Source organism: Variovorax sp. 05T418 (assembly GCF_056396385.1).
In genome coordinates, this window is record NZ_JBFTLJ010000007.1 from 29,116 (window position 1) to 55,499 (window position 26,384).

23 protein-coding genes are annotated in these 26,384 nt (G+C 69.7%); 11 read left to right on the top strand and 12 right to left on the bottom strand.

Features of this window, described 5'->3' with window-relative positions; genetic code table 11:
- The first annotated feature begins 12 nt into the window (after positions 1 to 12).
- Together yjgA and mog are read left to right on the top strand one after the other, a co-directional pair.
- Positions 13 to 669 (top strand): ribosome biogenesis factor YjgA, encoded by a 657-nt coding sequence (gene yjgA, locus AC1DMS_RS15685; protein WP_307592049.1) that lies wholly within the window; start codon positions 13 to 15, stop codon positions 667 to 669.
- Between the two features lie 121 nt (positions 670 to 790).
- The gene (mog, locus tag AC1DMS_RS15690) at positions 791 to 1,375 is read left to right on the top strand and encodes a molybdopterin adenylyltransferase (RefSeq protein ID WP_018906343.1); all 585 of its coding nucleotides are present in this window, start codon (positions 791 to 793) and stop codon (positions 1,373 to 1,375) included.
- Here the strand turns inward: mog and AC1DMS_RS15695 are convergent.
- From AC1DMS_RS15695 to czcI, 4 genes are all read right to left on the bottom strand, one after another.
- The gene (locus tag AC1DMS_RS15695; RefSeq protein ID WP_478181345.1) at positions 1,365 to 4,553 is read right to left on the bottom strand and encodes a CusA/CzcA family heavy metal efflux RND transporter; all 3,189 of its coding nucleotides are present in this window, start codon (positions 4,551 to 4,553) and stop codon (positions 1,365 to 1,367) included. The two genes, mog and AC1DMS_RS15695, sit on opposite strands and share 11 nt — an antisense overlap.
- 9 nt (positions 4,554 to 4,562) lie before the next feature.
- The gene (locus AC1DMS_RS15700) at positions 4,563 to 5,864 is read right to left on the bottom strand and encodes an efflux RND transporter periplasmic adaptor subunit (RefSeq protein WP_478181346.1); all 1,302 of its coding nucleotides are present in this window, start codon (positions 5,862 to 5,864) and stop codon (positions 4,563 to 4,565) included.
- Between the two features lie 17 nt (positions 5,865 to 5,881).
- Positions 5,882 to 7,204 carry a TolC family protein gene (locus AC1DMS_RS15705; RefSeq protein ID WP_478181347.1) on the bottom strand — a complete coding sequence of 441 codons (1,323 nt, stop codon included), beginning with the start codon at positions 7,202 to 7,204 and terminating at the stop codon, positions 5,882 to 5,884.
- 103 nt (positions 7,205 to 7,307) lie between these two features.
- Complete coding sequence (gene czcI, locus AC1DMS_RS15710) at positions 7,308 to 7,682, bottom strand: cation efflux protein, CzcI family (protein WP_018906339.1); 375 nt, start codon at positions 7,680 to 7,682, stop codon at positions 7,308 to 7,310.
- Positions 7,683 to 7,844: 162 nt separating this feature from the next.
- Here czcI and AC1DMS_RS15715 point away from each other — a divergent pair, with 162 nt between their 5' ends.
- Both AC1DMS_RS15715 and AC1DMS_RS15720 read left to right on the top strand, forming a co-directional pair.
- Positions 7,845 to 8,522 carry a heavy metal response regulator transcription factor gene (locus AC1DMS_RS15715; protein WP_012748654.1) on the top strand — a complete coding sequence of 226 codons (678 nt, stop codon included), beginning with the start codon at positions 7,845 to 7,847 and terminating at the stop codon, positions 8,520 to 8,522.
- On the top strand, positions 8,519 to 9,850 hold the full coding sequence (locus AC1DMS_RS15720) for a heavy metal sensor histidine kinase (RefSeq protein ID WP_478181348.1): 1,332 nt from the start codon (positions 8,519 to 8,521) through the stop codon (positions 9,848 to 9,850). Before AC1DMS_RS15715 ends, AC1DMS_RS15720 begins: the two co-directional genes overlap by 4 nt.
- Before the next feature lie 7 nt (positions 9,851 to 9,857).
- Here AC1DMS_RS15720 and AC1DMS_RS15725 read toward each other — a convergent pair whose 3' ends face one another.
- On the bottom strand, positions 9,858 to 11,120 hold the full coding sequence (locus AC1DMS_RS15725; protein WP_478181349.1) for a cation:proton antiporter: 1,263 nt from the start codon (positions 11,118 to 11,120) through the stop codon (positions 9,858 to 9,860).
- Between the two features lie 85 nt (positions 11,121 to 11,205).
- Positions 11,206 to 13,485 carry a heavy metal translocating P-type ATPase gene (locus tag AC1DMS_RS15730; protein WP_478181350.1) on the bottom strand — a complete coding sequence of 760 codons (2,280 nt, stop codon included), beginning with the start codon at positions 13,483 to 13,485 and terminating at the stop codon, positions 11,206 to 11,208.
- A gap of 73 nt (positions 13,486 to 13,558) precedes the next feature.
- On the opposite strand from AC1DMS_RS15730, the gene cadR reads away from it, so the two are divergent.
- On the top strand, positions 13,559 to 14,032 hold the full coding sequence (gene cadR, locus AC1DMS_RS15735; protein ID WP_478181351.1) for a Cd(II)/Pb(II)-responsive transcriptional regulator: 474 nt from the start codon (positions 13,559 to 13,561) through the stop codon (positions 14,030 to 14,032).
- 168 nt (positions 14,033 to 14,200) lie between these two features.
- Here the strand turns inward: cadR and cysE are convergent, their stop codons facing one another.
- Together cysE and AC1DMS_RS15745 are read right to left on the bottom strand one after the other, a co-directional pair.
- A complete protein-coding gene (cysE, locus tag AC1DMS_RS15740; RefSeq protein WP_478181477.1) occupies positions 14,201 to 15,055 on the bottom strand; it encodes a serine O-acetyltransferase in 855 nt (284 codons plus the stop codon).
- Positions 15,052 to 15,783, bottom strand: a complete 732-nt coding sequence (locus tag AC1DMS_RS15745; protein WP_478181352.1) for an RNA methyltransferase — start codon at positions 15,781 to 15,783, stop codon at positions 15,052 to 15,054. The genes cysE and AC1DMS_RS15745 overlap by 4 nt, the downstream gene beginning before the upstream one ends.
- 121 nt (positions 15,784 to 15,904) lie before the next feature.
- On the opposite strand from AC1DMS_RS15745, the gene AC1DMS_RS15750 reads away from it, so the two are divergent.
- Genes AC1DMS_RS15750 through AC1DMS_RS15760 form a run of 3 tightly spaced genes read left to right on the top strand, consistent with a single transcriptional unit; the run spans position 15,905 to position 20,267 of the window.
- Entirely contained in the window at positions 15,905 to 16,966 is a 1,062-nt protein-coding gene (locus AC1DMS_RS15750; RefSeq protein ID WP_278880231.1) for an inositol monophosphatase family protein, read from the top strand.
- A complete protein-coding gene (locus AC1DMS_RS15755; protein WP_478181478.1) occupies positions 16,966 to 19,206 on the top strand; it encodes an FUSC family protein in 2,241 nt (746 codons plus the stop codon). Before AC1DMS_RS15750 ends, AC1DMS_RS15755 begins: the two co-directional genes overlap by 1 nt.
- The gene (locus AC1DMS_RS15760) at positions 19,206 to 20,267 is read left to right on the top strand and encodes a mechanosensitive ion channel family protein (protein ID WP_018906330.1); all 1,062 of its coding nucleotides are present in this window, start codon (positions 19,206 to 19,208) and stop codon (positions 20,265 to 20,267) included. Before AC1DMS_RS15755 ends, AC1DMS_RS15760 begins: the two co-directional genes overlap by 1 nt.
- A 19-nt stretch (positions 20,268 to 20,286) precedes the next feature.
- Here AC1DMS_RS15760 and AC1DMS_RS15765 read toward each other — a convergent pair whose 3' ends face one another.
- Complete coding sequence (locus AC1DMS_RS15765) at positions 20,287 to 20,745, bottom strand: Lrp/AsnC family transcriptional regulator (RefSeq protein WP_478181353.1); 459 nt, start codon at positions 20,743 to 20,745, stop codon at positions 20,287 to 20,289.
- 107 nt (positions 20,746 to 20,852) lie between these two features.
- On the opposite strand from AC1DMS_RS15765, the gene AC1DMS_RS15770 reads away from it, so the two are divergent.
- Complete coding sequence (locus AC1DMS_RS15770) at positions 20,853 to 21,479, top strand: LysE/ArgO family amino acid transporter (protein WP_478181354.1); 627 nt, start codon at positions 20,853 to 20,855, stop codon at positions 21,477 to 21,479.
- Here the strand turns inward: AC1DMS_RS15770 and AC1DMS_RS15775 are convergent.
- Together AC1DMS_RS15775 and AC1DMS_RS15780 are read right to left on the bottom strand one after the other, a co-directional pair.
- Positions 21,452 to 22,669: a DUF418 domain-containing protein gene (locus AC1DMS_RS15775; RefSeq protein WP_478181355.1), complete on the bottom strand. Its 1,218-nt coding sequence runs from the start codon at positions 22,667 to 22,669 to the stop codon at positions 21,452 to 21,454. The genes AC1DMS_RS15770 and AC1DMS_RS15775 overlap by 28 nt on opposite strands.
- Entirely contained in the window at positions 22,666 to 23,634 is a 969-nt protein-coding gene (locus tag AC1DMS_RS15780; RefSeq protein ID WP_026284198.1) for a LysR substrate-binding domain-containing protein, read from the bottom strand. Before AC1DMS_RS15780 ends, AC1DMS_RS15775 begins: the two co-directional genes overlap by 4 nt.
- A 125-nt stretch (positions 23,635 to 23,759) precedes the next feature.
- Here AC1DMS_RS15780 and AC1DMS_RS15785 point away from each other — a divergent pair, with 125 nt between their 5' ends.
- Positions 23,760 to 24,770 carry a Bug family tripartite tricarboxylate transporter substrate binding protein gene (locus tag AC1DMS_RS15785; RefSeq protein WP_436311303.1) on the top strand — a complete coding sequence of 337 codons (1,011 nt, stop codon included), beginning with the start codon at positions 23,760 to 23,762 and terminating at the stop codon, positions 24,768 to 24,770.
- On the opposite strand, the gene AC1DMS_RS15790 is transcribed toward AC1DMS_RS15785, so the two are convergent.
- Positions 24,742 to 25,266, bottom strand: coding sequence for a MarR family winged helix-turn-helix transcriptional regulator (locus AC1DMS_RS15790; RefSeq protein WP_018906324.1), 525 nt, complete (start codon positions 25,264 to 25,266; stop codon positions 24,742 to 24,744). The two genes, AC1DMS_RS15785 and AC1DMS_RS15790, sit on opposite strands and share 29 nt — an antisense overlap.
- Before the next feature lie 105 nt (positions 25,267 to 25,371).
- Between AC1DMS_RS15790 and AC1DMS_RS15795 the strand changes: the two genes are divergently transcribed.
- Positions 25,372 to 26,376, top strand: a complete 1,005-nt coding sequence (locus AC1DMS_RS15795) for a Bug family tripartite tricarboxylate transporter substrate binding protein (protein ID WP_012748670.1) — start codon at positions 25,372 to 25,374, stop codon at positions 26,374 to 26,376.
- Positions 26,377 to 26,384 lie beyond the last annotated feature (8 nt).

The following is a 26,384-nucleotide window of genomic DNA, read 5'->3' on the forward strand; positions in this document are numbered from 1 at the left end:
AGAATCCACCCCATGTCCCGCAAACCCAAAAAAGGCTATTTCGTCCGTGGCCAGTTCGTTGCCGAAGGCAGCGAGCTCGACCTGGAGCTCAAGCGCGAGCTCAAGGGCACCGACGAAGCCAGCCGCACCGATCTCAAGCGCGAAAGCGACGAACTGCAAAAGCTCGGCACCGAGCTGCTCGGCCTGCGCGCCGGCCTGTTCGATGCGCTGCCGCTGGGCGAAAAACTGGTCGACGCCGTCGCCGAGGCCAAGCGCATCACCAACTTCGAGGGCAAGCGGCGGCAGATGCAGTTCATCGGCAAGCTGATGCGCAAGCTCGAACCCGAAGTGCTCGAAGCCGTGAAGCTCGCCCTGACCGAGCAGAACAGCGTGCCCGCGGCCGAAACCGCCGCGCTGCACGAGGCCGAGCGCTGGCGCGACCGGCTGATTGCCGACGACGATGCGCTGGGCGGCTGGATCGAAACCCACCCCGCCACCGATTCGCAGCAGCTGCGCGCCCTGGTGCGCCAGGCCCGCAAGGACCTGAAGGCCGGGCCCGCCGGCGAGGCGCCGCGCCAGGGCAAGGCCTACCGCGAGGTCTTCCAGCTGGTGCGCGCGCAACTCGCGGTGCACGGTGGTGCGGACCATGCGGCGGCGGCTGCCGCGCAGGACCGGGAAGAGGACGCATGAGCCATCTCTCTTTCTCCCTCCCCTTCCGGGGGAGAGCCGGGGTGGGGGCATGCGGCGCATCCATCGGGCGCCCTGGCTGCCCCCATCCCAACCTTCCCCCGGAAGGGGAAGGAGCAACACCATGACCACACCCGACCCCGTCCGCATCGGCATCGTCTCCATCAGCGACCGCGCCTCCAGCGGCACCTACGAGGACAAGGGCCTGCCCTCGCTGCAGGCCTGGCTAGCCCGCGCGCTCAAGAATCCGATCGATTTCGAGGCCCGGCTGATTCCCGACGAAGCGGCCCTCATCAGCGCCACGCTGATCGAGCTGGTGAACGCCGGCTGCTCGCTGGTGCTGACCACCGGCGGCACCGGCCCGGCGCTGCGCGACGTGACGCCCGAGGCCACGCTGGCCGTGGCCCACAAGGAAATGCCCGGCTTCGGCGAGCAGATGCGCCAGATCAGCCTGCGCTTCGTGCCCACCGCGATCCTGTCGCGCCAGGTGGCGGTGATCCGCGACCAAAGCCTGATCATCAACCTGCCGGGGCAGCCCAAGTCGATCGCGGAAACGCTCGAAGGGCTCAAGGACACCGAAGGCGTGCAGGTGGTGCCCGGCATCTTCGCGGCGGTGCCCTACTGCATCGACCTGATCGGCGGGCCGTACCTCGAAACGGACGACACGGTCTGCAAGGCCTTCCGGCCCAAGTCGGCCATCAGGCGCTGAGCGGGCCGGCCTCTTCCTCATCCGCATCGCGCCGGTGCGCGATGCGGTAGAGCAGCGGCAGCACCAGCAGCGTCAGCACGGTCGATGACAGGATGCCGCCGATCACCACCGTGGCCAGCGGCCGCTGCACCTCGGCGCCGGTGCCGGTGGCGATGGCCATCGGCACGAAGCCCAGCGATGCGACCAGCGCGGTCATCAGCACCGGCCGCAGCCGTGTGAGCGCGCCTTCGCGGATTGCCGCGTCGAGCGGCAGCCCGCCCTCGCGCAGCTTGCGGATGAACGAGATCATCACCAGCCCGTTGAGCACCGCCACGCCCGACAGCGCGATGAAACCCACCGCCGCCGAGATCGACAGCGGAATGCCGCGCAGCCACAGCGCGACGATGCCGCCCGTGAGCGCGAACGGAATGCCGGTGAACACCAGCAGCCCGTCCTTCAGGTTGCCGAACATCGCGAACAGCAGCGTGAACACCAGCAGCAGCGACACCGGCACCACCACCTGCAGCCGCTCGGCGGCCGAGGCCAGGTTCTCGTACTGGCCGCCCCAGGCCGTCCAGTAGCCCGGCGGAATGCGCACCTTGCGCATCGCCTCCTCGGCCTCGGCCACGAAGGAGCCGAGGTCGCGCCCGCGCACATTGGCGCTCACCACGATGCGCCGCTTGCCGTCCTCGCGGCTCACCTGGTTCGGGCCCGGCGCAAGCTCCAGCGTGGCGACTTCGCCGAGCGGGATGAAGCTGGCGCGCTGCGGGGCCTGCGCGCCCGCGCCCACGGGCAGCGCCAGCGGCAGGCGCTTGATCGCCTCCAGGTCGGTGCGCAGGTTCTCGGGCAGCCGCACGATGATGCCGAAGCGCCGGTCGCCGTCGAACAGCGTGCCCGCCTCGCGGCCACCCACCGCGATGGAGACCGCGTCCTGCACGTCGCCCACGTTGAGGCCGTAGCGCGCGGTCTTGCTGCGGTCGATGTTCACCGTGAGCATCGGCAGGCCCGTGGTCTGCTCGACCTTCACTTCGGCCGCGCCGGGAATCTTGCCCAATGCTTCCGACACCTCGGCCGCCGTCTTGTTCAGCACCTCCATGTCGTCGCCGAAGATCTTCACGGCCACGTCGCTGCGCACGCCCGAGATCAGCTCGTTGAAGCGCAGCTGGATCGGCTGCGAGAACTCGTAGTTGTTGCCCGGCAGCTTCTCGACTTCTTCCCGCACGGCGGACAGCAGCGCGTCGCGCGTGCGCCGCGATGTACCTTGGAATACGGGCCACTGGTCTTCGGGCTTCAGCATGATGTAGCCGTCGGAAATGTTCGGCGGCATCGGGTCCGACGCGATCTCGGCCGTGCCGGTGCGCGCGAACACGCGCTCGATCTCCGGAAACTTCGCCTTCAGCGTGCGTTCGATCTGCTTTTGCATCTCAATCGACTGCGTGAGGCTGGTGCCCGGAATGCGCAGCGCCTGGATGGCGAAGTCGCCTTCGCCCAGGCTCGGCACGAACTCCGTGCCCAGGCGCGTTGCCAGCAGCCCCGAGAGCAGCACCGCCACCACCGCCGTGGTGATGACCAGCGGCCTGGCCGCCATCGCGCGCGCCAGCAGCGGCTCGTAGCCGCGCCGGGCCCACTGCATCAGGCGGTTCTCCTTCTCGCTCACCTTGTGGCCGATGAAGAGCGCCACGGCCGCGGGAATGAAGGTGATCGACAGGATCATCGCCCCCAGCAACGCGATCACCACGGTGAAGGCCATCGGGTGGAACAGCTTGCCCTCCACGCCCGCGAGCGCAAAGATCGGCAGGTACACGACCATGATGATCAGCTGGCCGAACAGCAGCGGCCGCCGCGCCTCCTGCGAGGCCGCGAACACCTCGTGGAAACGCTCGCTGCGCGTCAGTACCCGCCCGTGCCTCGCCTGCGCATGCGCGAGGCGCCGCACGCAGTTCTCCACGATCACCACCGCGCCGTCGATGATGATGCCGAAGTCCAGCGCGCCCAGGCTCATGAGGTTGGCGCTGACCTTCTGGTTCACCATGCCGGTGAAGGTGAAGAGCATCGACAGCGGAATCACCAGCGCGGTGATCAGCGCCGCGCGCATGTTGCCGAGGAACAGGAACAGCACCGCAATCACCAGCACCGCGCCCTCGAACAGGTTCTTCTTCACCGTGGCAATGGCCTTGTCGACCAGCACCGTGCGGTCGTACACGGTGACGGCCTTCACGCCTTCGGGCAGCGTGCGGTTGATCTGCTGCATCTTCCTGTCGACCGCCTGCGAGACGGTGCGGCTGTTCTCCCCGATCAGCATGAACACCGTGCCCAGCACCACCTCGCGGCCGTTGTCAGTGGCCGCGCCGGTGCGCAGCTCCTGGCCGATGCCGACCTCGGCCACGTCGCGCACGCGCAGCGGCACGCCGGCCGCGCTCGCGCTGGAGCTCGCGAGGATCACGTTGCCGATGTCCTCCACCGACTTCACCTGGCCCGGCGCGCGGATCAGGTACTGCTCGCCGCGCTTCTCGATGTAGCCCGCGCCCACGTTGGCGTTGTTGCGCTCCAGTGCGCTGACCAGGTCGGCCATCGCAAGGCCGTGCGCCTGCAGCTTGGCGGGGTCGGGCGCGATCTGGAACTCCTTGGCATGGCCGCCGATGGAATTGATCTCGGTCACGCCCTTCACGTTGCGCAGCTGCGGCTTGATGATCCAGTCCTGGATCTCGCGCAGGTCGGTGGGCGTATAGGGCTTGCCGTCGGCCTTCTTCGCGCCCTCCTCGGCCTCCACGGTCCAGAGATAGATTTCGCCGAGCCCGGTCGATATCGGCCCGATCACCGGCGAGATGCCGCTGGGCATGCTCCCGCGCGCCGACTGGATGCGCTCGTTCACGAGCTGCCGCGCAAAGTAGATGTCGGTGCCGTCCTCGAAGATCACCGTCACCTGCGACAGGCCGTAGCGCGACAGCGACCGGGTCTGCTGCAGCCCCGGCAGGCCGGCCATCACCGTCTCGATGGGATAGGTCACGCGCTGCTCGGCCTCGAGCGGCGAGTAGCCGGGCGCGGCGGTGTTGATCTGCACCTGCACGTTGGTGATGTCTGGCACCGCATCGATCGGCAGCTTCTGGTAGCTGAAGACGCCGAGCGTCGCCATGCCCAGCACGGCCAGCAGCACCAGCCAGCGCTGCTCGATGGAAAACCGGATGACTCGTTCGAACATGCGGCGTCCTCAGTGGGTGTGGGTGGCAGAGCTCTTGCCCTGCTGCGACTTCACGACGAAGCTGCCGCTGGCGGCGTGGGCCGTGCCGGGCTTCAGGCCGCTCAACACTTCGATGCGCCGGCCGTCGCTGCGGCCGGTCTGCACCTGCTGCGGCATGAAGCCGCCCGGCACCTTGAGGAAGACGGTGGGCTTGTCTTCCACCGTCTGCACCGCGTCGGCCGACACCGTCACCGCGGCCTCGGCCTCCGACGAGACGAGCTCCACGTTCACGAACAGCCCGGGCCGCCAGATGCGCTGCGGATTCGTCACCGTGACGCGTGCCGTGGCGGTGCGCGTCTGCGCGCCGATCAGCGAGCCCACGTAGGACACCGTGCCGCTGGCCGCCTGCTCGAATGCGCTGGAGCGGATGGTCACCGGCTCGCCGATGCGCACCAGGTTCAGGTTGCTGGCGGCCACGCTGATCTCGGCCCACACGGTCGAGAGATCGGAAATGGTGAAGACGCTGGCGTCTTCCTTCACCGATTCGCCGAGCGAGATGTGCTTCTCGACCACCATGCCGTCGAAGGGCGCGCGCAGCTCGTAGCGGCCCAGGGCCGAAGAAGCGGGCGCGGCGCCCAGCGCCAGCAGCTTCTGGTTCGCATTGGCCACGGCGATCTGCGCCTCCTGCACGGCCTGCTGCGCCTGCAGGTAGTCCTGCTGGGCCGAGATCTTTTCTTCCCAGAGTTTCTTCTCGCGCTGGTAGGTGGTGCGGGCGAGCTCGAGCCGGCGCTGTGCCGACCGAAGCTCGCTGCGCTGCTCCGACAGCGTCGGGCTCGAGAGCACCGCCAGCACCTGTCCGCGCTTGACCTCCTGCCCGAGGTTGGCCGGCACGCTCTCGACCACGCCCGCCACGCGCGGCACCACGTGGGCCGTGCGGTCTTCGTTGAACTTGATCTCGCCGGGCAGCTGCAGCGTGGTCTTGATGCGCGCCGGGCCGGCACTTTCGATGGCCACGCCGGCGGCCTGGATCTGCGCGTCGGTGAAGGCGATCTTCTTCTCTTCTTCCTCGTTGTGCTCCTCGGCGGCATGGCCCTTGGCTTCGCCGTGGCCGTGGCCGTGCTCGTCCTTGCCCTCGGCCTTGCCTTCCTCATGGTGCTCGCCATCGGCATGCCCCTCGGCTTCCGAATGCCCCGCCGCTTCGGGCGCGGGCGGCGCAGTGCGCAGGATCATCGCGCCGGCGCCGAGGCCTAGCGCCAGCACGACCGCGATGGCGATCCACTGCTTCCTGCCGATGCGCTCGGCGAAAGACTTGCGTTCTTCTTCGGTGTTCATGATTGGTGCATTCCTTGTCAGCGCACGGCGGGTGCCGCATCAGGGGTTTCTTCATCGGCGCCGGTGCCGAGCAGCCGGTCGAGCTCGGCGGCCGCGCGGTGCGCCTCGGCCACGGCCAGCAGGTGCTGGTTGCGCACCTGGAACAGCGTGCGCTGCGCATCGAGCGCTTCTAGAAAGCTGAACTTGCCGAGCTCGAAGCCCCTGGCAGCGGCCTTGTAGGCGGCTTCGGCGCCGGGCAGTGCATCGCGCTGCAGCGTCAGGGCGGTGGCGCGCGCCGAGCGCAGGCGCTCGGTGGCCCGCGCCGCGTCGGCGCCCAGTTGCAGCTCGGCCGCGGCGAGCTCGTCGCGCGCCTTCTCTTCGCGGCTCAGCGCCTCGGCCACATTGCCGCGGTTGGTGTCGAAGATCGGCAGCGGCACCGACAGGCCCACCACGACCTGGTTGCGACTGCTGCCCATGCCCTCATCGGCCGGCACGCGCTTGGCGCCCAGCGACACCGTGACGTCGGGCACGCGCCGGGCCTGCTCCAGGTCCGACAGCGCCTGGCGCCGCTCGACCTCGAGCCGCGCCTGCCGCAGCACCGGCGCCGCGGAGAGCCGGCCCTCCACATCCGCCGCAGCAGCATCGGCCGGCAGCCGGTCGAGCGCGCCGTCCGCCTGCGTGAAGCGCGGGTTCGGGTTGCCCCAGAGCGCGGCCAATTGCTGGCGCGCCGAACGCAGCGCGCCTTCGGCCTGCAGCAGCTCGACGCGGATGCCGGCCTCGGCCACGCGCGCGCGGCTTTCTTCCAGCGGCGAGACCTTGCCGGCCGCCACGCGCTTGGCGGCGGCGCGGGTGGCCGCCTCTGCAAGCCCGACCGAATCCTGCGCCAGGCGCAGGCGCTCCTGCGCGGCCAGCACCTCGAAGAACAGCGTGATCACCGATGCGCGCAATTCGGAGCGCCGCGCGAGCAGCGCCGACGCGGCCTGGTCGCGCGCGCGCTCGGCCGCCGTCACGCGGGCCGCGCGCTTGCCGCCCAGCTCGATGGGCTGGCTCAGCTGCAGCGTGGTGGTGCGGTTGCCGCGGCGCAGGTCTTCCACCTGCGCCTCGAACACCGGATTGGGCCAGGCACCGGCCTGCAGCACGGCCGCATCGCCGGCCTCGCGCTCGCGCGAGGCGGACGAGAGCCCGGGATTGAAGCGCAGCGCAAGCGCGAGCGCGCTGCGCAGGTCCAGCGGGCCGGCGGGCTCCGCCGTTGCCGCGGCCGTGTGCCGGATCGGCGAAAGGTTGGAACCGGCAGCGGGTTGTGAAAATGCCGGGGGCACCGCCAAGGCCATGACGGCCAGCGGCACGAAGAGCGTGCGCATCGAATTCTCCTGGGTTGCAAAACAACGGGCGGACGAATTCGGCGAGAGGGCTCAGCGGCTGATGTCGGGTATCAGGGGTGGGGGTGCTTGTTCTCTCGCCGAATCAAAGGGCGAGAGGCCACGCAGGAGGCACGGGCACTTCGGAGATGTGCGAGATGAAATGCTCGGCGGGCATGGCGCGCAGCGCCTGCGCGATGGGCAAGGGCGCATGCGCGCGATCGGCTGCCGGCGGCAGGTGTTGCGCCTGCCCCAGGTGGCAAGCGGCGCAATCGCCGAGCACGGCATTGGGCTGGGTGCCGGGGCTCTTCTGCGCATCGTCGGTGCGCGAACCGTCCGCGCTGCGGTCCGGTGCGTGCTCGTGATGGCCCCAGTGGCCTGGCTGCGCGTCGCGCTCGTGCTGGCAATAGGCGGCCGAGGCCGCCCAGCTGAACTGGAACGGGAGCACAAGCAGCAGAAAGATCAGAAGCCAGCGGCGCATGGAGCAAAAAGTATATCGGCGGCATATGGCATGCTGGCCTGCAATGCCCCTGCGGTTTGCAGGTTGCGGCGCAATGTACGACAGGCGTGCGGGCTTTTGCCCGTCGCTCTCATTACGAATTCGTAACCTCCTGCGCTCCTGCCCCATCGTTAACATCCGTCGATGCGAATTCTGGTCATTGAAGACGAGCCCAAGCTGGGCGACTACCTGAAGAAGGGCCTGGAAGAGAACGGCTACGTGGTCGACATCGCGCGCGACGGCATCGAAGGCCGCTACCTCGCCACCGAGGGCGACTACGCGCTGATCCTGCTCGACGTGATGCTCCCCGGCATCGACGGCTTCGCGGTGCTGCAGGCGATCCGGCGCACCAGCAACGTGCCCGTGCTGGTGCTCACCGCGCGCGACAAGGTCGAGGACCGCGTCAACGGCCTGCAGCAAGGCGCCGACGACTACCTCGTCAAGCCCTTCTCCTTTTCCGAGCTGCTGGCGCGCATCCAGGCGCTGCTGCGCCGCGGCAAGCCGCAGGAGTCCACCGTGCTGCGGCTGGCCGACCTGGAGCTCGACCTGGCCAGCCGCAAGTGCTTTCGCAACCGCACGCGGCTGGACCTCACGGCCAAGGAGTTCACGCTGCTGGTGGTGCTGCTGCGCCGCCGCGGGCAGATACTTTCGCGCAGCACGCTGGCCGAGCAGGTGTGGGAGATGAACTTCGACAGCGACACCAACGTGGTCGAGGTGGCCATCCGCCGCCTGCGCAGCAAGATCGACGATCCGTTCGAGGTCAAGCTGCTGCACACGGTGCGCGGCATGGGCTACGTGCTCGAGGATCGTTCCTGGTCGTGAGCCCGGCAAGGCCGCATTCGATCCGCAACCGGCTCACCTCCTGGTTTGCCGCGCAGGCCTTCTTCTGCCTGAGCGTGGCCTGCCTCGCGGTCTACCTGGTGACCGCATGGAGCTTCGGCGAGAAGCAGGACGCCGAGCTCGACCACAAGGCGCAGCTGGTGCAGCACCTGCTCGAGGAAGGCGAGAAGGACGGCGACCTTTCGTTCCTGCGCCACAAGCTCGAGGACTTCTTCTCGCTGCAGGACGACGTGCGCCTGTCGATCGCGCGGCAGTCCGACGGCAGCGTGTTCTTCCGCTCCGAACCGCCCGCGGGCGGACGCTGGCTCCAGCGCGACTTCGTGCACACATGGGGCCAGGCCAGCGGCGGCACGCCGCTTTCGATCCGCATCGGCATCGACGTGGCACGGGACGTGGTGCTGCTGCGCCGGCTTGCATGGACGCTGCTTGCAGCCGCGGTGCTGGGCACGCTGCTGGTCTCGCTGACCGGCGCGCACCTGGTGCGGCGCGGGCTGCGGCCGCTGGAGGCGCTGGCCGAGCGCACCGCGGCGCTGACGCCGGACCACATCAACCAGCCCATCGATGCGTCGGCATTCGCGCGCGAACTGCATCCGTGGATCACGCAGTTCAATGCCCTGCTGCTGCGCGTGCAGAAGGCCTATGTGCAGCTCGAGTCGTTCAATGCCGACGTCGCGCACGAGCTGCGCACACCGCTCGCCAACCTGATCGGCACCACCGAGCTTGCGCTGTCGCGCCCGCGGCCGAACGACGAGCTGCAGGCCGTTCTGGCCTCCAATCTCGAGGAGGTCGGCAGGCTCTCGGGCATCGTCACCGACATGCTCTTTCTCTCGCAGGCCGAGCGCGGTGCGCCGCTGCGCGTGAAGGCCGGCACCAGCCTGGCCGCGCAGGCGCGCGACGTGGTCGACTTCCACGAAGCCATGCTCGAGGAGGCCGGACTCGCGGCCACGGTCACCGGCGAGGCCGTGGCCGACGTCGATGCGTCGCTGGTGCGGCGTGCGCTTTCCAACCTGCTGGGCAATGCGATCCGCTTCGCGGCACCGGCATCGAGCATCGGCATCGAGATCGGCAAGGGTCCGAACGAGGCCACGCTCAGCGTCGTGAACCGCGGCGAGCCGATCGCGGCCGAGACGCTGCCGCGCCTGTTCGAGCGCTTCTACCGCGCCGATCCCGCAAGGGACCGGTCGGCGCGCCACCACGGCCTGGGGCTCTCGATCGTGGAGGCCATTGCGCGCATGCATGGCGGCCGCGTGTTCGCCTCGAGTGCGAACGGCGAGACCCGCATCGGCTTCGCGGTGCCGCTCGCGCGCTGACGGCGCATCAGGGCTTGGCGTGCGCCTCGGCCTCTTCGGCTCCGGCGGGGGCCTTGGCGCGTCCCATCACCAGGTTGATGAGCGGCCCGGTCATCGCGGTGGTGACCAGCGCCATCACCAGCAGCATGGTGAAGAGCTCGGGGCCGATCAGGCCGGCGTCCAGCCCGATCTTCATCACGATGAGTTCCATCAGCCCGCGCGCATTCATCAGCGAACCGGTGGCCAGGCTGTCGCGCCATCCGTAGCCCGCCATGCGCGCGCCGATGGCGCCGCCGGCCAGCTTGCCGATGGTGGCCACCGCCACGATCAGCAGCATGGCGCCGATGCTCGCGCCCGAGAAGGCATGGGTGGTGGTGCCGAGCCCCGCCAACGCGAAGAACAGCGGCATCAGCACGACGATGGAGATCGGCTCGATGCGCTCGGTGAGCGAACTCAGCAGGCGGTCGTCGCGCGGCAGGCAGGCACCGAACAGGAAGGCGCCGAATACGGCATGCAGGTGCAGCCATTCGGTCACCATCGCGCAGGCCAGAAGGCCGATCATGAGCGAGGCCATGACCGTGGTCGACGGTTCGCCGTCGGGTGCGCGCGTGCGCAGGATCCATGCGAAGGCCGGCTTCAGGCCGAAGAACAGCACGGCCAGCAGCACCGCCACGCCGGCCGTGGTCTTCAAAAAGCCCGCGTAGCCCTCTCCCGCGCCCGCGAGCGCCACCACCAGCGCCAGCAGGATCCAGGCGAACACGTCGACCACCGCCGCGGCGCCGAGCGACAGCTGGCCGAAGGGCGTGCGCGTGAGGCCGCGGTCCTTCAGGATGCGCGCCATGACCGGAAAGGCCGTGATCGACAGCGCCGCAGCCATGAACAGCGCGAACGGCCAGAAGCCCACGCCCGCGGGCGCGAGCGCTGGATGCAGCGCCGGCGAGATCGCCAGGCCCAGCACCATCGGCACGATGACGCTGAGCGCGCCCACATAGCCCGCCGCCTTCAGCTGCGCGCGCACGCCCTGCGTGGTCCGCAGTTCCAGGCCCACCACGAACATGAAGAGCACCAGGCCCACGGTCGAGAGCGAAGACAGGCCTTCGAGATGGCTCTTGGAAAAAAGCTGCGCATGCAGCGAGGGGAACAGCGCACCCATGACCACCGGCCCCAGCATGAGCCCCGCCGCCATTTCACCGACCACGCCGGGCTGGCCCACGTGGCGCAGCACCCAGCCGCAGATGCGCGCGGTGCTCAGGATGACGATGAGTTGCAGCAGGAGCGAAGTGGCGGACATGGAACCGGGGACCTGGGGTGAGCGGAGCAGCCGATGTTAGTTTTGTTCGGGCGCCTCGTCCGCAACGCCGCGCGGGCGCAGCTCCTCAGCCACCCTTCGGCGCGCGCATCAGCCGCAATCCGTTGGCCACCACCAGCAGGCTGGCGCCCATGTCGGCAAACACCGCCATCCACATGGTGGCGCTGCCGAACACCGCGAGCACGAAGAACACGGCCTTGATGCCGAGCGCGAGCGTGATGTTCTGCCACAGCACCGCATGCGCATGGCGCGAGAGGCGGATGGTTTCGGGCAGGCGCCGCAGGTCGTCGTTCATGATGACCACGTCGGCCGCTTCCATGGCGGTGTCGGTGCCGGCGCCGCCCATCGCAAAGCCGATGTCGGCCTGCGCGAGCGCGGGCGCATCGTTGATGCCGTCGCCCGCCATGCCGGCCATGCCGTGGCGCTGCTGCAGCGCCTTGATGGCATCGAGCTTTTGCTCGGGCAGCAGGTTGCCGCGCACGTCGTCGATGCCCGCATGCAGGCCGATCGCCCTGGCCGTGGCGGCGTTGTCGCCGGTCAGCATCACGGGCGTGACGCCCAGCGCGCGCAGCTCGGCCATGGCGGCCTTCGAAGAGGGCTTGATGGTGTCGGCCACCGCGAACAGCGCCAGCACGGCCTGGCCGGAGGCCAGCAGCGTGACGGTGCGCCCCGCTTCCTCATGCTGCTTCAGCTCGGCTTCGAGCGCGGGGCTGCACAGCCCCTGCTCTTCGATCAGGCGGTGGTTGCCAAGCACATAGCTGCGGCCTTCGTGCACGGCCTGCACGCCGCGTCCGGGCAAGGCCGCGAAGCCGCCGACCGGCTGGTGCTCGCGGTTCAGCCCGTCGGCAATGGCCTTCGACACCGGATGGTCGGAGCGGCCCGCGATGCTCGCGGCAATGGCGAAGATCGCGGCTTCATCCGCCGCGGGGTCGAGCAGGCGCGATGCGACCAGCTTCGGCTTGCCTTCGGTGATGGTGCCGGTCTTGTCGAGCGCCACGGCCTTGAGCCTGCGCGCCTCTTCGAGATAGGTGCCGCCCTTGATCAGGATGCCGCGCCGCGCGGCCGAGGCCAGCGCGCTCACCACCGTGACGGGCGTCGAGATGACCAGCGCGCACGGGCACGCAATGACCAGCAGCACCAGCGCCTTGTAGATGGCCTCGGTCCAGCTCCAGCCCATGAGCCAGGGCGTGAGCAGCGCCACGGCAATGGCCAGCACGAAGACCGCGGGCGTGTAGACGGCCGCGAACCGGTCGACGAAGCGCTGCGTGGGCGCGCGCGTGCCCTGCGCCTCTTCGACCGCATGGATGATGCGCGCGAGCGTGGTGTTGGCCGCCACCGCGGTGACGCGGAATTCGAGCGCGGCCGTCTGGTTGATGGTGCCCGCGAACACCGGGTCTCCCACCGCCTTGTCGACCGGGATGCTCTCGCCCGTGACCGGCGCCTGGTCGATGGCGCTCGCCCCTTCGGTCACCACGCCGTCCAGCGGCACGCGTTCGCCGGGCCGGATGCGCACCACGGCATCGGGCGCCACCGTCTCGGCCTTTTCCGTCTTCCAGCGGCCGTCGGGCTGCCTGACCTCGGCCAGGTCGGGCGCCAGCGCCAGCAGGCCCTGGATGGCGTTGCGCGCGCGATCGACGGCGCGCGCCTCGATCAGCTCGGCAATGGCATAGAGCGCCATCACCATCGCGGCCTCGGGCCATTGCCCGATCAGGAAGGCGCCCGTGACCGCCACGGCCATCAGCGCGTTGATGTTCAGGCGCCCGCGCAGCAGCGCGGCAAAGCCCTTCTTGTAGGTGTCGAGGCCGGCCAGTGCGATGGCCGCGAGCGCGAGCCCCATCTCCGCCGCCATGGACCCGGCGCCCTCCGGTGCGAGAAAGGCAACGGCCTCGGCCGCGATGGCGAGCACCAGCGCGGCAACGAGGCGCACGAGGCCGCTGCTCATGCCCGCGATGCCTGCAGGAGCGGCCACCGGCTGCGCACCGTCGGCCGGACTGCCTGCCGCGTCGTTCAGCGGCTCGGGCTTGAAGCCTGCCTTGCGGATGGCGTCGAGCGCACCGGGCAAGGCGCCTTCGTCGGCCGTGATGGCCATGGTGCGTTCGCCGAGACGAAAGCGCAGCCCGCGCACACCCGCGACCGGTTCGAGCGCGCGCCGGATCTCGGACTCTTCGACCGCGCAGTCCATCGAGGGAATGCGAAAGAGCAAGGCGCCCTTCGGAATGTCGGCAGCGGGCATGGCGACGGCCGGCGAGCCGCAGGCGGGGTTGCCGCAGCAGGCCGTTTCGGGAGCGGCCGGCGCATGGGAGTGGGCATGCGGCGCCATCGGTTTCAGGGCATTCTGGTTCGTCATGAATCCGATTGGAAACCCTGAAGCAGGTGTAGAGTCAAACGACCATTCCTCCACTCATTCATCTTGCCGCATCATGAAAATCGGAGACCTGGCCAAGGCCGCGAACACGCCGGTCGAAACCATCCGGTACTACGAGCGCGAGCAGCTGCTGCCCGCGCCCGCGCGCACCGAAGGCAACTACCGCATCTACGACGACGAGCATGCGCAGCGCCTGGGCTTCATCCGCCGCTGCCGTTCGCTGGACATGACGCTCGACGAGATCCGCAACCTGCTGAGGTTCCGCGATGCGCCGGGCGAAGACTGCGGCGAGGTCAACCAGCTGCTCGACGACCACATCGGCCACGTGGCCGCGCGCATCCGCGAGCTCAAGACGCTGGAGAAGCAGCTGAAGGCGCTGCGCCAGCAATGCTGCGGGCCCGAATCAGCACGCAACTGCGGCATCCTGCAGGAGCTGGACACCGCCGCGCCCGCGGCCGAGCCTTTCGGGCAGCACGCGGGGCATGTGCATGGGTCGCTGCACGGCGCGTCCGCGAAGCGTTCGGCTTGAGGGTGATGTAGTTCAGCGATGCACAACGAGCATGCCCTCGTGCACAGGGCATCGGGTGCTCCCCGCAGCGAAATCAAGGAGGAGGCCGAAGGCCGGGGGACATTCGCGGAGGGGAGTACCCGGTGGCCTGTGCACGCGCCCCGAACAAAGGCACCCTGAAACCCCGGTTTACTTCCCGATCAGCTGCGTCAGCTTCTCCGCCTCGAAGCTCTCATCACGCGCCGCGTCGCAGGGTACGCAGTCCTTGGTGCCGGGATGCGCAGACAGCTTCTCGATGGCCTGCCACAGCAGCGCGATCTGGTGTTCCTGGCCTGCGGCGTTGTCGATCAGCCCGCGCATCGCCTGGCTCAGCGGGTCGTCCTCCTGCGTGATGCCGTAGGCGGAGAACTTCTGCGGCGCCGCCACGTCGGCGCTCTCGCCGGCCTTCGACGGGATGATGCGTGCGGGAATGCCCACCGCCGTGGCGCCCGCCGGCACCGGCTTGATGACCACCGCGTTGCTGCCGATCTTGGCGCCGTCGCCAACGAGGAAACCGCCCAGCACCTTGGCGCCCGCGCTCACGACCACGTTCTTGCCCAGCGTCGGGTGCCGCTTGGTGCCCTTGTAGAGCGAGGTGCCGCCCAGCGTCACGCCCTGGTAGATGGTGCAGCCGTCGCCGATCTCGGCGGTCTCGCCCACCACCACGCCCATTGCGTGGTCGAAGAACACCCGCTCGCCGATCTTCGCCGCCGGGTGGATCTCGATGCCCGTGAGCCCGCGCGCCACGTGCGCGATGAAGCGGGCCGGCCACTTGAAGCCGTGCGTCCAACAGGCGTGCGCCCAGCGGTGCAGCACCACGGCATGGAAGCCGGGATAGACCGTGATCACTTCCCAGGCGCTGCGCGCGGCCGGGTCGCGTTCGAGGATGCACCGGATGTCGGCGCGCAATCGAGAGAACATCGCAGCCTTTGTTGTCGTTATATCGATAGGGCCGCGAAGTCTAAGGCCGGCCGTCTTCGCGCATCGCCGATGGGGTTTTGTCAGCCATTGCGCGGCCCGCGCGCCGCGTCGGCCATGGCCTTGGCGATGCCGCGCAGGATGTGGATCTCCTCCGGCGTGGGCTGGGCGCGGTTGAACAGCTGCTGCAGCCGCGGCATCAGCTTCTTGGGCGCCGCCGGGTCCAGAAATCCGATCTCCACCAGCGAACGCTCCCAGTGCTCGAGCATGCCGGCCACCGCCTTGGCATCGGCCGCCTCGATGGGCGCGGTGGCATCGCGCACCTCGTAGCCGCCCAGCGCAAGCCGCCATTCGTAGGCCACCACCTGGATCGCGGCCCCAAGGTTGAGCGAGCCGAACTTCGGATCGGTGGGGATGCTGAGCGCCACGTTGCAGCGGTAGACGTCTTCGTTGCGCATGCCGAAGCGCTCGGAGCCGAACAGGAAGGCCACGTGCTGGTCACCCTGCTTCGCCAGCGGCTCCAGGTGCTCGCGCGGGGTGCGCGTGGGCGGGCCGAAGTCGCGCGGGATCATGGCGGTGGCGCACAGATGGGTCACGCCGTCGAGCGCCTCGTCGAGCGTCTCGACGATGCGGGCATTGGCCAGCACGTCGAGGGCGCCGCTCGCGCGCTGGATGGTTTCCTCGCGCCGCAGCACGTTGGCCCACCTTGGGGCGACCAGCACCAGGTCGTCGAAACCCATGGTTTTCATGGCGCGGGCGGCAGCGCCCACATTGCCGGCGTGGCTGGTCTGGATCAGGATGAAACGGGTGCGCATGGCGGGGTTGGGAGACACAAGGCGGCAGAGCCGGTAAAATGCCCGATTCTCGCCGCCCGCATCGCCGGACCGCAGGGTCGCCTCCAGGGGACCTACCCCACCGCTCTTCTCACAATCCAGAATGTCGTCCCCCAACCTGCATCCCATGCTCAATGTGGCCGTCAAGGCCGCACGCGCCGCCGGCGCCATCATCAACCGCGCCGCCCTCGACGTCGAGGCCGTGCGCATCTCGCAAAAGCAGGTCAACGACTTCGTCACCGAAGTCGACCACGCCAGCGAGCAGGTCATCATCGAAACGCTGCTTGGCGCGTATCCGGGGCACGGCATCCTGGCCGAGGAATCGGGCACCGAGCATGGCGCCAAGGATTCCGACTACGTCTGGATCATCGATCCGCTCGACGGCACCACCAACTTCATCCACGGCTTCCCGGTCTACTGCGTGTCCATCGCGCTGTCGGTGCGCGGCAAGATCGAGCAGGCGGTCATCTACGACCCGAGCCGCAACGACCTGTTCACCGCCACCAAGGGCCGCGGCGCCTACATGAACGAGCGCCGCATCCGCGTGTCCAAGCGCACCCGGCTCAGCGAATGCCTGGTGTCCACGGGCTTTCCGTTCCGCAGCGGCGACAACTTCAAGCAGTACCTGGCCATCATGGCCGACATGATGCCGCGCATGGCGGGCCTGCGCCGCCCCGGCGCCGCGGCGCTCGACCTGGCCTACGTGGCGGCCGGCTTCACCGACGGCTTCTTCGAGACCGGCCTCAATCCCTGGGACGTGGCCGCGGGTTCGCTGCTGGTCACCGAGGCCGGCGGCCTGATCGGCAACTTCACGGGCGAGCCCGACTTCCTGGAGCAGCGCGAATGCCTGGCCGGCGCACCGCGCATCTACGGCCAATTGGTGCCGCTGCTCGCCAAGTACTCCAAGTTCGCGGGCATCGACGACAAGATGCGCGCCAGCGACCGCGTGCGCGCCGTGTCGGCCGCCGCGCGGCCCGGTGCCGACGAATCGGTCGACCTGTACGCCCGCAGCACCGTGACCGACCTGACGGCCGCGCCGCTCGACGGCGAGGCGCCCGCTCCCGCCGCCGCACCGGCCGCGCCCGTGCCGCGCAAGCTCACGCGCGTGCGCCGCGACGCGCCGGCCGGCGGCGGCTCCTCCGAAGGCGACGCTTCCGCCAAGTGATGCAGGGGCCAGGCGCCGCCCTCCGCTTCCGTGCGGCGCTGCGCATTGCGCTGAGCCAGTACGTCGCCAGCGGCCTCACGGTCGCGCTCGGCCTGCTCGTGATCTCGGCCGGCGCGCACCTGTGGCTCGGCGCCGTCGCGGCCTCGGCCGCCGCGGTGGGCGTGATCGTCACGGCCCCGCCCGACCTGCCCGGCCCGCGCCGCGGCAAGTTCTTCCAGATGCTGCCGGCCCCGCTGATTGGGCTGCCGCTGTTCTTCCTGGTGCAGCTGCTGCACGCCGCGCCCATTCGCCTGGGCCTGGTGCTGGTGCCCGCCACCTTCGTCGCCTTCCTGGCGATGGCATGGGGCAAGCGGGGCATCCCCATCGCCATCGCGGTGATGTTCTCGATGATCTTCTCGATGGCCACGCCCGCACCCAGCGGCATGGCCGAGGCGCTCGAGCGCACCTGGCACTTCGGCATCGGCGCCGGGCTCTACGTGATCTGGGCCACGCTCGCCAACCATGCGCTGAATTCGCGCTTTCGCGTGCAGTCGGTCTCGGACGTGCTGTATTCGCTGGCCGCACTGATGCGCACCGAGGCCAGCCAGTTCACGCCGCGCGACGACACCAGCGACATCCGCGAAACCCCCGCGCCTTTGCTGGGCCGGCTGCTGCGCGAACAGGCCGCGCTGGCCGACCAGCTGCAGGCCACGCGCGACATCGTGCTCGAATCGCCGCGCACGCCGCGCCGGCAGCGGCTGGCCGCCATGCTGGTGATCGTGCTCGAGATGCGCGACCAGCTGCTCGCGAGCGAGCTCGACCTGGACGCGCTCAAGAGCCATCCCGCGCACGCCGAGGCGCTCATCGAGATGCGCCGCGTGCTCGAGGAACTGGCCGACGACACCACCGCGCTCGGCGACGCGCTGCTGATGGGCCGCCAGCCCGAGGCGGTGGCCGACCGGCGCCCGCGGCTCGCGTCGATCCATCTTTCGGGCGAAGACCACATCGCCAGCCACGGCCTGCCGGGCCCGAACGCCGCCATGCTCGCGCGCGGCCTGGCCAGCCGCATCGGCCACATCAACGACGAGGTGCTGCGCCTGTCGGCCATGGCGCGCGGCGATGCCGAACCCAATCTTGCGGTGGTGCGCGCCAACTGGCAGATGTTCGTGAGCCCGACCGACTGGTCGCTGCGGCCCTTTCTCACGCTGTGGCGCTGGGACGCGCCGCCGCTGCGCCACGCCATTCGCGCGGCGCTGGCCATTGCGGCCGGCTACACGATTGCGGTGTCGCTGCCCTGGGGTTCGCACGACTACTGGATCCTGCTGACCATCGTGGTGGTGCTGCGCGGCAGCCTTTCGCAGACGCTGGAGCGGCGCAACAGCCGCGTCGCCGGCACGCTGCTGGGCAGCGTGCTCGCGGTGGGCCTGCTCTCGGCGCATCCGTCGCCGCTCGCGCTGCTGGTCATCCTCACGGTGGCGCAGGCCATTGCCCACAGCTTTGCGGTGCGGCGCTACCTCATCACGGCGGTGGCGGCCACGGTGCTGGGCCTGGTGCAGGCGCACATGCTCAACGTGGGMGCCGCGCCCATCTTCGCGCTGTTCGAGCGCATTGCCGACACGCTGATCGGCGCCGCGCTGGCCTGGGGCTTCTGCTATGTGCTGCCCTCGTGGGAGCGCGGGCAGATTCCGGCGCTGGTGGCGCGCACGCTCACCGCGCAGGCGCGCCATGCACGGCTGGCGCTCGGCCTCGGCCAGCTGCAGGCCGTCGACAGCAGCCCCGAGCTCGAATGGCGGCTCGCGCGCCGCGAGGCCTACGACAGCCTCTCGGCGCTGGTGCAGGCCACGCAGCGTTCGCTGTCGGAGCCGCGCGCGGTGCAGCCGCCGCTGGAGCCGCTCGAACACCTCCAGGCGCACAGCTACCAGCTGCTCGCGCAGCTCAGCGCCGTCAAGTCGATGCTGGTGCTCAGGCGCGACCGGCTCACGGCCGCCGAGATCGAAGGCCCGCTCGCGCGCACCGCGCAGCGCATCGAGGCCGCGATCGGCAGCGCGCCGACCACCGGCCCCTCGCTCCCCGAAAGCACCGGCTCCACCACCGTGGGCGGCCCGATTCCCCTGCCCGACCCGTTCGACAACGACATCAGCCCCTGGCTGCTGCGCCGGCTCGACCTGGCCACGGCACTTTCGACGCAGCTGCGCGACGACGCCGCGCGCATTCTTCAACACCTGGACGAGACAACAGAAGCAGCCACGACCCCCGCCTGATGACCCAAGAGATACTTGCCCACCCCTGGTTCGGCACCTGGATTGCCGTTCTCGTCGCCGTCCCGCTCGCTCTCCTGGTCCACCGCATCGGCGGCCTCGTGCTGAAACGCATCACCCGCCCCGCGCCCGCGGTGCACGCGATGGTGGTCAATTGCAACGCACCGGCGCGGCTGGTGCTGCCGCTGGTGGCGCTGCTGCTCATCTTCCAGGCCGCACCCGAGGACCTGCGCTTCCTTGGCAGCGTGCGGCATTTCAACGGCCTGCTGCTGATCGCCGCGACCACCTGGCTCGCGGTGCGGGCCATCAGCGGCTTTGCCGACGGCGTGCTCGCGCAGCATCCGGCCGACGTGGCCGACAACCTGCAGGCGCGCCGCGTGCTCACGCAGACGCGCGTGCTCGCGCGCACGGCCATGTCGGTGGTGCTGGTGGCCGGCGGCGCGATGATGCTCATGACCTTTCCGGGCGCGCGCCAGGTCGGTGCGAGCCTGCTGGCCTCCGCGGGGGTGATCGGCATCGTGGCGGGCCTCGCGGCCAAGCCGGTGTTCAGCAACCTGATCGCCGGGCTGCAGATCGCGCTGGCCCAGCCGATCCGCATCGACGACGTGCTGGTGGTCGAGGGCGAATGGGGCCGCGTCGAGGAGATCACGGGCACCTTCGTGGTGCTCAAGATCTGGGACGACCGGCGCCTGATCCTGCCGCTCAGCTACTTCATCGAGAAGCCGTTCCAGAACTGGACGCGCCATTCGTCGCAGCTGCTGGGCTCCGTCTTCATCCACGTCGACTACGGCATGCCGCTCGCGCCGCTGCGCGAAGAGGTCGAGCGCATCGTGAAGGCCGCGCCCGAATGGGACGGCCGCTTCTTCAACATGCGCGTGACCGACGCCACCGAGCGCAGCATGCAGGTTCGGGTGCTGTGCACCGCCGCCACCTCGGGCCTGGCCTTCGACCTGCGCTGCACCGTGCGCGAAGGGCTCCTCGACTTCATGCAGCGCGAGTACCCGCAGTTCCTGCCGAAGATGCGCATCGAGGCCGATCCGCTCCAGGGCGCGGCGGCGGGCTGACGCAGCGCGCCGCGGCGCCTCAGCCGGGCGCGGCGCCCGCCGGCACCGCCACCGCGCGCGCCGGGATCGGCACCGACATGACGATCGATGTGCGCGTCTCGCCCAGATGGTTGATGCTGCTCACGAAGGCCTCGAGATGCTCGATGTCCCGGGCCACCACCTTCAGCACGTAGGAGTCCTGGCCCGTGACGTGAAAGCACTCGAGCACCTCGCGCCGGCCGTCGAGCAGCTTCAGCAGCCGGGCCTTGTCGGGCTGCGCGGTCGTGATGCCGATCAGCGCCGTTACCGTGTAGCCCGCCTTGCGCGGCGGGACCACCGCGCGGTAGCCCTCGATCACGCCGGCCTCCTCGAGCCGCTTCACGCGCTCCGAGGTCGAGGGCACGGACAAGCCCACCTGCCGCGCCAGCGCCGTCAGCGAGGTGCGCGCGTCCTGCTGGAGCGCGTCGAGGATTTGCCAGTTCTTGGAGTCGATTTCCATGAATCTAAGGTGCAGTTGGGAATTTCACTTCCGATTTCAGGCCAGGCACGCTGCGCGCCTGAATTCCGTCATTCTCGCCATGCAGGCTGCGCCGAACAATCGAAGGCATGGACTTTTCTCTTTTCCTCAAGGCCCTGGTCATCGGGCTGTCGATCGCCGCACCCGTGGGCCCCATCGGGCTGCTCTGCATCCAGCGCACGCTCGCGCACGGCCGTGCCATCGGTTTTTTCAGCGGCCTCGGCGCCGCGCTGGCGGATGCGTGCTACGGCGCCATCGGCGCGTTCGGCGTGTCGGCGGTCATTTCGTCCATGGTGGCGGCGCGCGTGCCGCTGGCGCTCGGCGGCGCGGCCTTCCTGGCTTGGATGGGCGTGCAGCTGCTGCGCGCGCCGGCCGCCACCCAGGCCCGCGCCGCGCAGGACGCCGCCACTCCGCTGAAAGCCATGCTGTCCGTTTTCATGCTCACGCTCGCGAACCCCATGACGATCCTGTCCTTCGTCGCGGTGTTCGCATCGATCGGCACCGGGCATGCGAGCAGCAACGGCAGCGGCGCTGCCATGACGATGGTGGCGGGCGTTTTCCTCGGGTCGGCGACGTGGTGGCTGGGCCTGTCGACCGTGGTGTCGATGGTGCGGCACAGGCTCGGTGCGCAGGTGCTCCAGTCCATCAACCGGCTGTCGGGCGCACTGCTGCTGGGCTTTGCGGTGTTTCAGCTCGCGGCGCTGCTGTCGCGCTGATCCGCATGACGGCGCCGGCGCAGCGGCGGGCGCTCGAGGTGGGTGAAGGCCCGCAGCAGCCACTCCGCGGGGCCGTAGGCGAAGCGCTGCATCCACCAATGGCTCAGCGCCAGGTTGCCCGCGAAGATCGCGAAGGCAATTGCGAACGTGGCGAGCGGCCCGACCGTCCCGATCCAGCGCAGGCCATAGGCCAGAAAGATCCACGCGCAGGCCGCCGATTGCAGCAGGTAGTTCGACAGCGCCATGCGGCCCGCCGGCGCCAGCAGCTGCGCCAGCCACCGGCCGCGCCGGCGCTGGAACACCAGCAGCAGGCCGGCCGCATACGCAGCCGAGAGGAACGGCGCCGTCAGCAGCGTGAGCGCGAGGCCCTGGATGTCGCGCACCGGGTCGTTCAGCCGCAGGGTCGGCCAGGCGTAGGCCAGCGCACCCGGCAGGCCGAGGGCAAGCCCCCACCAGAACACGCGCCACCACAGCGTGCGATGCGCTTCGGCCTGCGCGAGGAGCCCGCGCTTGCCGGCGATGAAGCCCGCAAGGAACATGGCCAGCGCCTCGGGCGCCTGCACCAGCGCCGTGATCCACCAGGTCTGCGAGAGATCGCGCAAGTGCTGCACCACCACCATGGCGGGCGTGGCGCGGTAGGCGGCCAGCGCCGCGGCGGCTTCGCCGTAGGCCGCCTGCGCCGCCATCAGCATGTCCGCATGCGTGTACATCTGGCCGACGGCGGCCCACAGCAATGAAGTGAGCAGCACCAGCGCGATGGCCGCGCACGCGAGGAACACATCGCTGCGCCGCCGCAGCATGAGCAGCAAGGCACCCAGCACGGCGTACGCAGTGAGGATGTCGCCGTAGTAGAGCAGCACGGCATGCGCCACGCCGAGGACCCACAACCCGAAGTGCCGCCGCACCATGCGCGGCACGAAAGGCTTGCCGTCGCGCTCGGCCGCGCGCATCTGCAGCGTGAAGCTGTAGCCGAACAGGAACGAGAACAGCAGGTAGAACTTGCTCTCGAACACAAGGGCCCGCACGAACGAGGCGCCGCGGTCGGCCGGCGAGATGGCCATCGGATCGGGAATGCCCAGGCCGTAGTAGGTCGATGCGAAGCTCGCGATGTTGACCACCAGGATGCCCAGCAGCGCAAAGCCGCGCAGCGCATCGACCATCTGCTGGCGTTCGTTCGGGGCCGTGTTCATGCGGGTTTCCCGATGCCGGCATTGGCCCGGCCTCCGCGCGCCGCGGCCGCGACGATGCCGCGGATCGCCTCGACCAGCAGCCGCGCGCCCTCGCCCGCTTCGCCGCCGCGCCGCACCGTGAAGCCCACCGGCCCTTCGGTGCCCGAGGTGTCGATGGCCACGCGCTTCAACGCGCCCTGAGCAATCAAGCCCTCGACGGCGCCCTGCGGCGCAAACCACACCGCATCGCAGCGCTGCAGCAGCCCGACCACGAAGCTGGTGTCCGTCGCCTCCACCAGCCGGCTGGGCAGCGCCATGCCCTGTGCGATCAGGAAGGCATCGGCCGTATGCCGGATCAGCGTGCCCGAGACCGGCAGCACCAGCGGATGGGCGGCCAATGCATCGAGCGTGGGCCTGCGCCGCGCGGCGAGCGGATGGCCGGGTCGCACCACCAGCAGCAGCGGTTCGCTGTAGAGCTGTTCGAACGCCAGGTCGGCCATGGCCGAGGCTTGCGCGAGGCGGCCGAGCACCAGGTCGATCTCGCCCTGGCGCAGCTGCGTCATCAGCTGCGCGTTGGTGCCGCTCACCACGCGCACGCGCAGCGCCGGGTGCGAGGCATACAGCCGCGCGACGGCCTCGGGCAGCAGGTTGGCCGCCATGTTGGGCAGGGCACCCACGGCCACGCGCAGCTGGTCGGCTTCGGGCTGGTCCATGGCCAGGCCCATGCCTTCGCGCAGTCCGCGCAGCGCGGAGACGGCATGGCGCACCAGCACCTCGGCCGCCGGCGTGAGCTCGACGCCGCGGCGGCGGCGCAGCAGCAACTGGCGCCCGACGATCTCCTCGAGTTCGGCGATGGTCTTGGACACCGCGGGCTGCGTGAGCGCCAGGGCCTTGCCCGCGCGCACGAGGTTGCGCTCCTGCGCCACCATCACCAGGCATTGCAGGTGGCGCAGCTTGAGGCGCGCAAAGTTGTTCATGGCTGACATGGGTGTCTCCCCTGTGGAGCGGCCATCCAAATATAACCAGAGGGAATAGCTGGCAGAAGAGCTTTCAGTTGTGCGGGCCGCTTCCGCCTTCTAGAGTGGCCCCCGATACGGAGACAAGCAAAGACATGACCACCGGTTTCTCGAAGAAGAACGCCCCGGGCGCATCGCGCCGCCTGGCCCTTGCCGCCGCCGCCTGTGCTGCGCTTTGCCTCGCGCTCGGCAGCCCGGCCGCGCATGCCGACGCGGCCTACCCCGCCAAGCCGGTGAAGTTCATCACCAACTTCCCGGCCGGCGGTCCGCTCGACATTCTCGGCCGCGCGCTGGGCGACGTGCTGCAGAAGGAGCTCAGGCAGCCCTTCGTGGTTGACAACCGGCCGGGCGCCGGCGGCAACATCGGCGCCGACCTCGTCGCCAAGAGCCCGCCCGACGGCTACACGGTGCTGCTGAGCATCGACAGCACCTTCACCATCAACCCGCACCTGTACGCGTCGATGCCCTTCGCGGCCAGGGACCTGAAGCCGCTGATGATCTTCAGCTCGTCCGGCCTGAGCTTCGGCGTCGGGCCCGCCGTGAAGGCCAGGACGCTGCCGGAATTCATCGCGCAGGCCAAGGCCGAGCCCGCCACCTTCAGCTCGGCCGGCAACGGCAGCCCGGGCCATCTTGCGGCGGGCATCTTCTCGACCGCAACCGGCGCCCGGATCACGCACGTGCCCTACAAGGGCAATGCGCCGGCCGTGATGGCGCTGCTGGGCGGCGAGGTGCAGGCCGGCATCCTCGCCACGCCGGGCCTGCTGCCGCAGGTGCAGGCCGGCAAGCTGCGCGCACTGGCCGTGACCGGCCGCCAGCGCTCGCCGCTGCTGCCCGAGGTGCCCACGGTGGGCGAGCTCGGCCTGAAGGACCTGGAATTCGAGGTGCTCTACCTCGCAATGGTGCCGGCCGCCACGCCCGAGCCTGTGGTGCAGGTGCTGCGCCAGTCGCTGCAGAAGGCGCTGGCGCTGCCCGAGGTCAAGGCGCGCCTGGCTTCGCTCGACATGGTGGCGCTCGGCGAGACCGGCGCACCTGCGGCCGAGCGCCTGGCAGCCAACCAGGCGCGCTACGGCCGCATCGTCAAGGCGACCGGGATGAAGGTGGACTGATGCCGCCCGCGCCGCGGCGCCCGCGGTCGGCCTTGGGCAGCACGGCCTTTTGCACCATGCGCTCGGCCTGCGCCTGCAGGCGGTCCAGGAATGCGTCCAGGCGCGCCGCGTCTTCCTTGTCGAGCGCTTCCATCAGCTCGGCGTTGATCTGGGTGACCAGCGGAAAAAGCTCCTCGTACAGCGCCTGCCCGCTCTCGGTCAGCCCCAGCAGCACCTGCCGCCGGTCGCCCGCGCGGGCCACGCGCGAGACCAGCCGCTTTTCGACCAGCGAGCCGATCGTCTTGGAGGTGCGGGCGCGGTCGAGCTGGGCGTGCTCGGCCAGCTGCGAGGAGCCCAGTTCGCCGCGGCTCGCGAGCACCGCGATCAGCCGCCACTCGCGCCGCGTGATGCCGAAGCGGCCCTCGCACAGCCGGATCACCATGCTGCCCGCAACCCCGATCAGCCGCGCGAGCCGGTACAGCAGCAGGTCGTCGGGCGAACGGCGCGGCGCGGTCATTCGGGGTTAGTCCGGGGGATGGTTGATTAGATCAATCGAATGTAGCGTCTCTAAAGTCCTTCGGGATCCAACGCCAACCCTATAAGACCCCGGAGACAACGCCCCATGCCCAGCACGCCCCTTTCCTTGAGCTTCGACCGCCGCCGCGCACTTGCCGCGCTGGGCGGACTCGCCCTGGCGCCGCTCGCGCTCGACGCGCAGGCCCAGGCCTTCAGGCCCGGCCAGCCGATCAAGGTGCTGATCGGCGTGCCCGCCGGCGGCACGCAGGACGTGCTGACGCGTGCCATCGCGCAGCAGGTGCGCGATGCGCTGGGCCCGCTCATCATCGACAACCGCGCGGGTGCGGCGGGCCGCATCGCGGCCGAAACCGTCAAGACGGCCGCGCCCGACGGCCACACGCTGCTGCTGGGAACGGCCAGCATGATGACCATGTTCCCGAGCGCGTACCGCAGCCTGTCGTACGACCCGATCAAGGATTTCGTGCCCATCATCAACGCGGCGCGCTTCGAGCTGGCGCTCACCGTCCACAAGGACGTGCCCGCCAACACGCTGTCCGAATTCATCGCCTGGGCCAAGGCGCAGGGCGACAAGCTGAGCTTCGGCTCCTACGGCGCGGGCACGCCTTCGCACTTCCTTGGCGAGATGCTCAACCGCGCGGCCGGGCTCAAGATGGTGCACGTGCCCTACCGCGGCTCCACGCCCGCGCGGCAGGACCTGATGGGCGGCACCGTGCCCGTGTACTTCGACACCGTCGGCGGCGCGCAGCAGATGCTGCCCACGGGCCGCGCGAAGGTGCTGGCCACCAGCGGCGAGAAGCGCTCGCCGCTCATGCCCAACCTGCCCTGCTTCGTCGAGGCCGGCTACAAGGACGTGGTGGCCACCGCCTGGTTTGCCTACTATGCGCCGCTCAAGACGCCGCAGCCCGTCATCGACAAGCTGCGCGCCGAATTCACCCGCGCCGTCAATGCCCGCGAGGTGCGCCAGCTGCTGCTGCAAAACGGCATGTACCCGATCGCCGACGGCAGCGAGGCCTTGCTCAAGACCATGCGCGAGGACACCGCGCGCTGGGCGGGCATCATGAAGGCCGTGAATTTCCAGGCCACCGACTGAACGACCGA

Bases quoted from the DNA above. Each gene is read 5' to 3' on its own strand.
- yjgA (WP_307592049.1), top strand. From the start codon at position 13: ATGTCCCGCAAACCCAAAAAAGGCTATTTCGTCCGTGGCCAGTTCGTT.
- mog (WP_018906343.1), top strand. From the start codon at position 791: ATGACCACACCCGACCCCGTCCGCATCGGCATCGTCTCCATCAGCGAC.
- AC1DMS_RS15695 (WP_478181345.1), bottom strand. From the start codon at position 4,553: ATGTTCGAACGAGTCATCCGGTTTTCCATCGAGCAGCGCTGGCTGGTG.
- AC1DMS_RS15700 (WP_478181346.1), bottom strand. From the start codon at position 5,864: ATGAACACCGAAGAAGAACGCAAGTCTTTCGCCGAGCGCATCGGCAGG.
- AC1DMS_RS15705 (WP_478181347.1), bottom strand. From the start codon at position 7,204: ATGCGCACGCTCTTCGTGCCGCTGGCCGTCATGGCCTTGGCGGTGCCC.
- czcI (WP_018906339.1), bottom strand. From the start codon at position 7,682: ATGCGCCGCTGGCTTCTGATCTTTCTGCTGCTTGTGCTCCCGTTCCAG.
- AC1DMS_RS15715 (WP_012748654.1), top strand. From the start codon at position 7,845: ATGCGAATTCTGGTCATTGAAGACGAGCCCAAGCTGGGCGACTACCTG.
- AC1DMS_RS15725 (WP_478181349.1), bottom strand. From the start codon at position 11,120: ATGTCCGCCACTTCGCTCCTGCTGCAACTCATCGTCATCCTGAGCACC.
- AC1DMS_RS15730 (WP_478181350.1), bottom strand. From the start codon at position 13,485: ATGACGAACCAGAATGCCCTGAAACCGATGGCGCCGCATGCCCACTCC.
- cadR (WP_478181351.1), top strand. From the start codon at position 13,559: ATGAAAATCGGAGACCTGGCCAAGGCCGCGAACACGCCGGTCGAAACC.
- AC1DMS_RS15745 (WP_478181352.1), bottom strand. From the start codon at position 15,783: ATGCGCACCCGTTTCATCCTGATCCAGACCAGCCACGCCGGCAATGTG.
- AC1DMS_RS15750 (WP_278880231.1), top strand. From the start codon at position 15,905: ATGTCGTCCCCCAACCTGCATCCCATGCTCAATGTGGCCGTCAAGGCC.
- AC1DMS_RS15760 (WP_018906330.1), top strand. From the start codon at position 19,206: ATGACCCAAGAGATACTTGCCCACCCCTGGTTCGGCACCTGGATTGCC.
- AC1DMS_RS15765 (WP_478181353.1), bottom strand. From the start codon at position 20,745: ATGGAAATCGACTCCAAGAACTGGCAAATCCTCGACGCGCTCCAGCAG.
- AC1DMS_RS15770 (WP_478181354.1), top strand. From the start codon at position 20,853: ATGGACTTTTCTCTTTTCCTCAAGGCCCTGGTCATCGGGCTGTCGATC.
- AC1DMS_RS15775 (WP_478181355.1), bottom strand. From the start codon at position 22,669: ATGAACACGGCCCCGAACGAACGCCAGCAGATGGTCGATGCGCTGCGC.
- AC1DMS_RS15780 (WP_026284198.1), bottom strand. From the start codon at position 23,634: ATGTCAGCCATGAACAACTTTGCGCGCCTCAAGCTGCGCCACCTGCAA.
- AC1DMS_RS15785 (WP_436311303.1), top strand. From the start codon at position 23,760: ATGACCACCGGTTTCTCGAAGAAGAACGCCCCGGGCGCATCGCGCCGC.
- AC1DMS_RS15790 (WP_018906324.1), bottom strand. From the start codon at position 25,266: ATGACCGCGCCGCGCCGTTCGCCCGACGACCTGCTGCTGTACCGGCTC.
- AC1DMS_RS15795 (WP_012748670.1), top strand. From the start codon at position 25,372: ATGCCCAGCACGCCCCTTTCCTTGAGCTTCGACCGCCGCCGCGCACTT.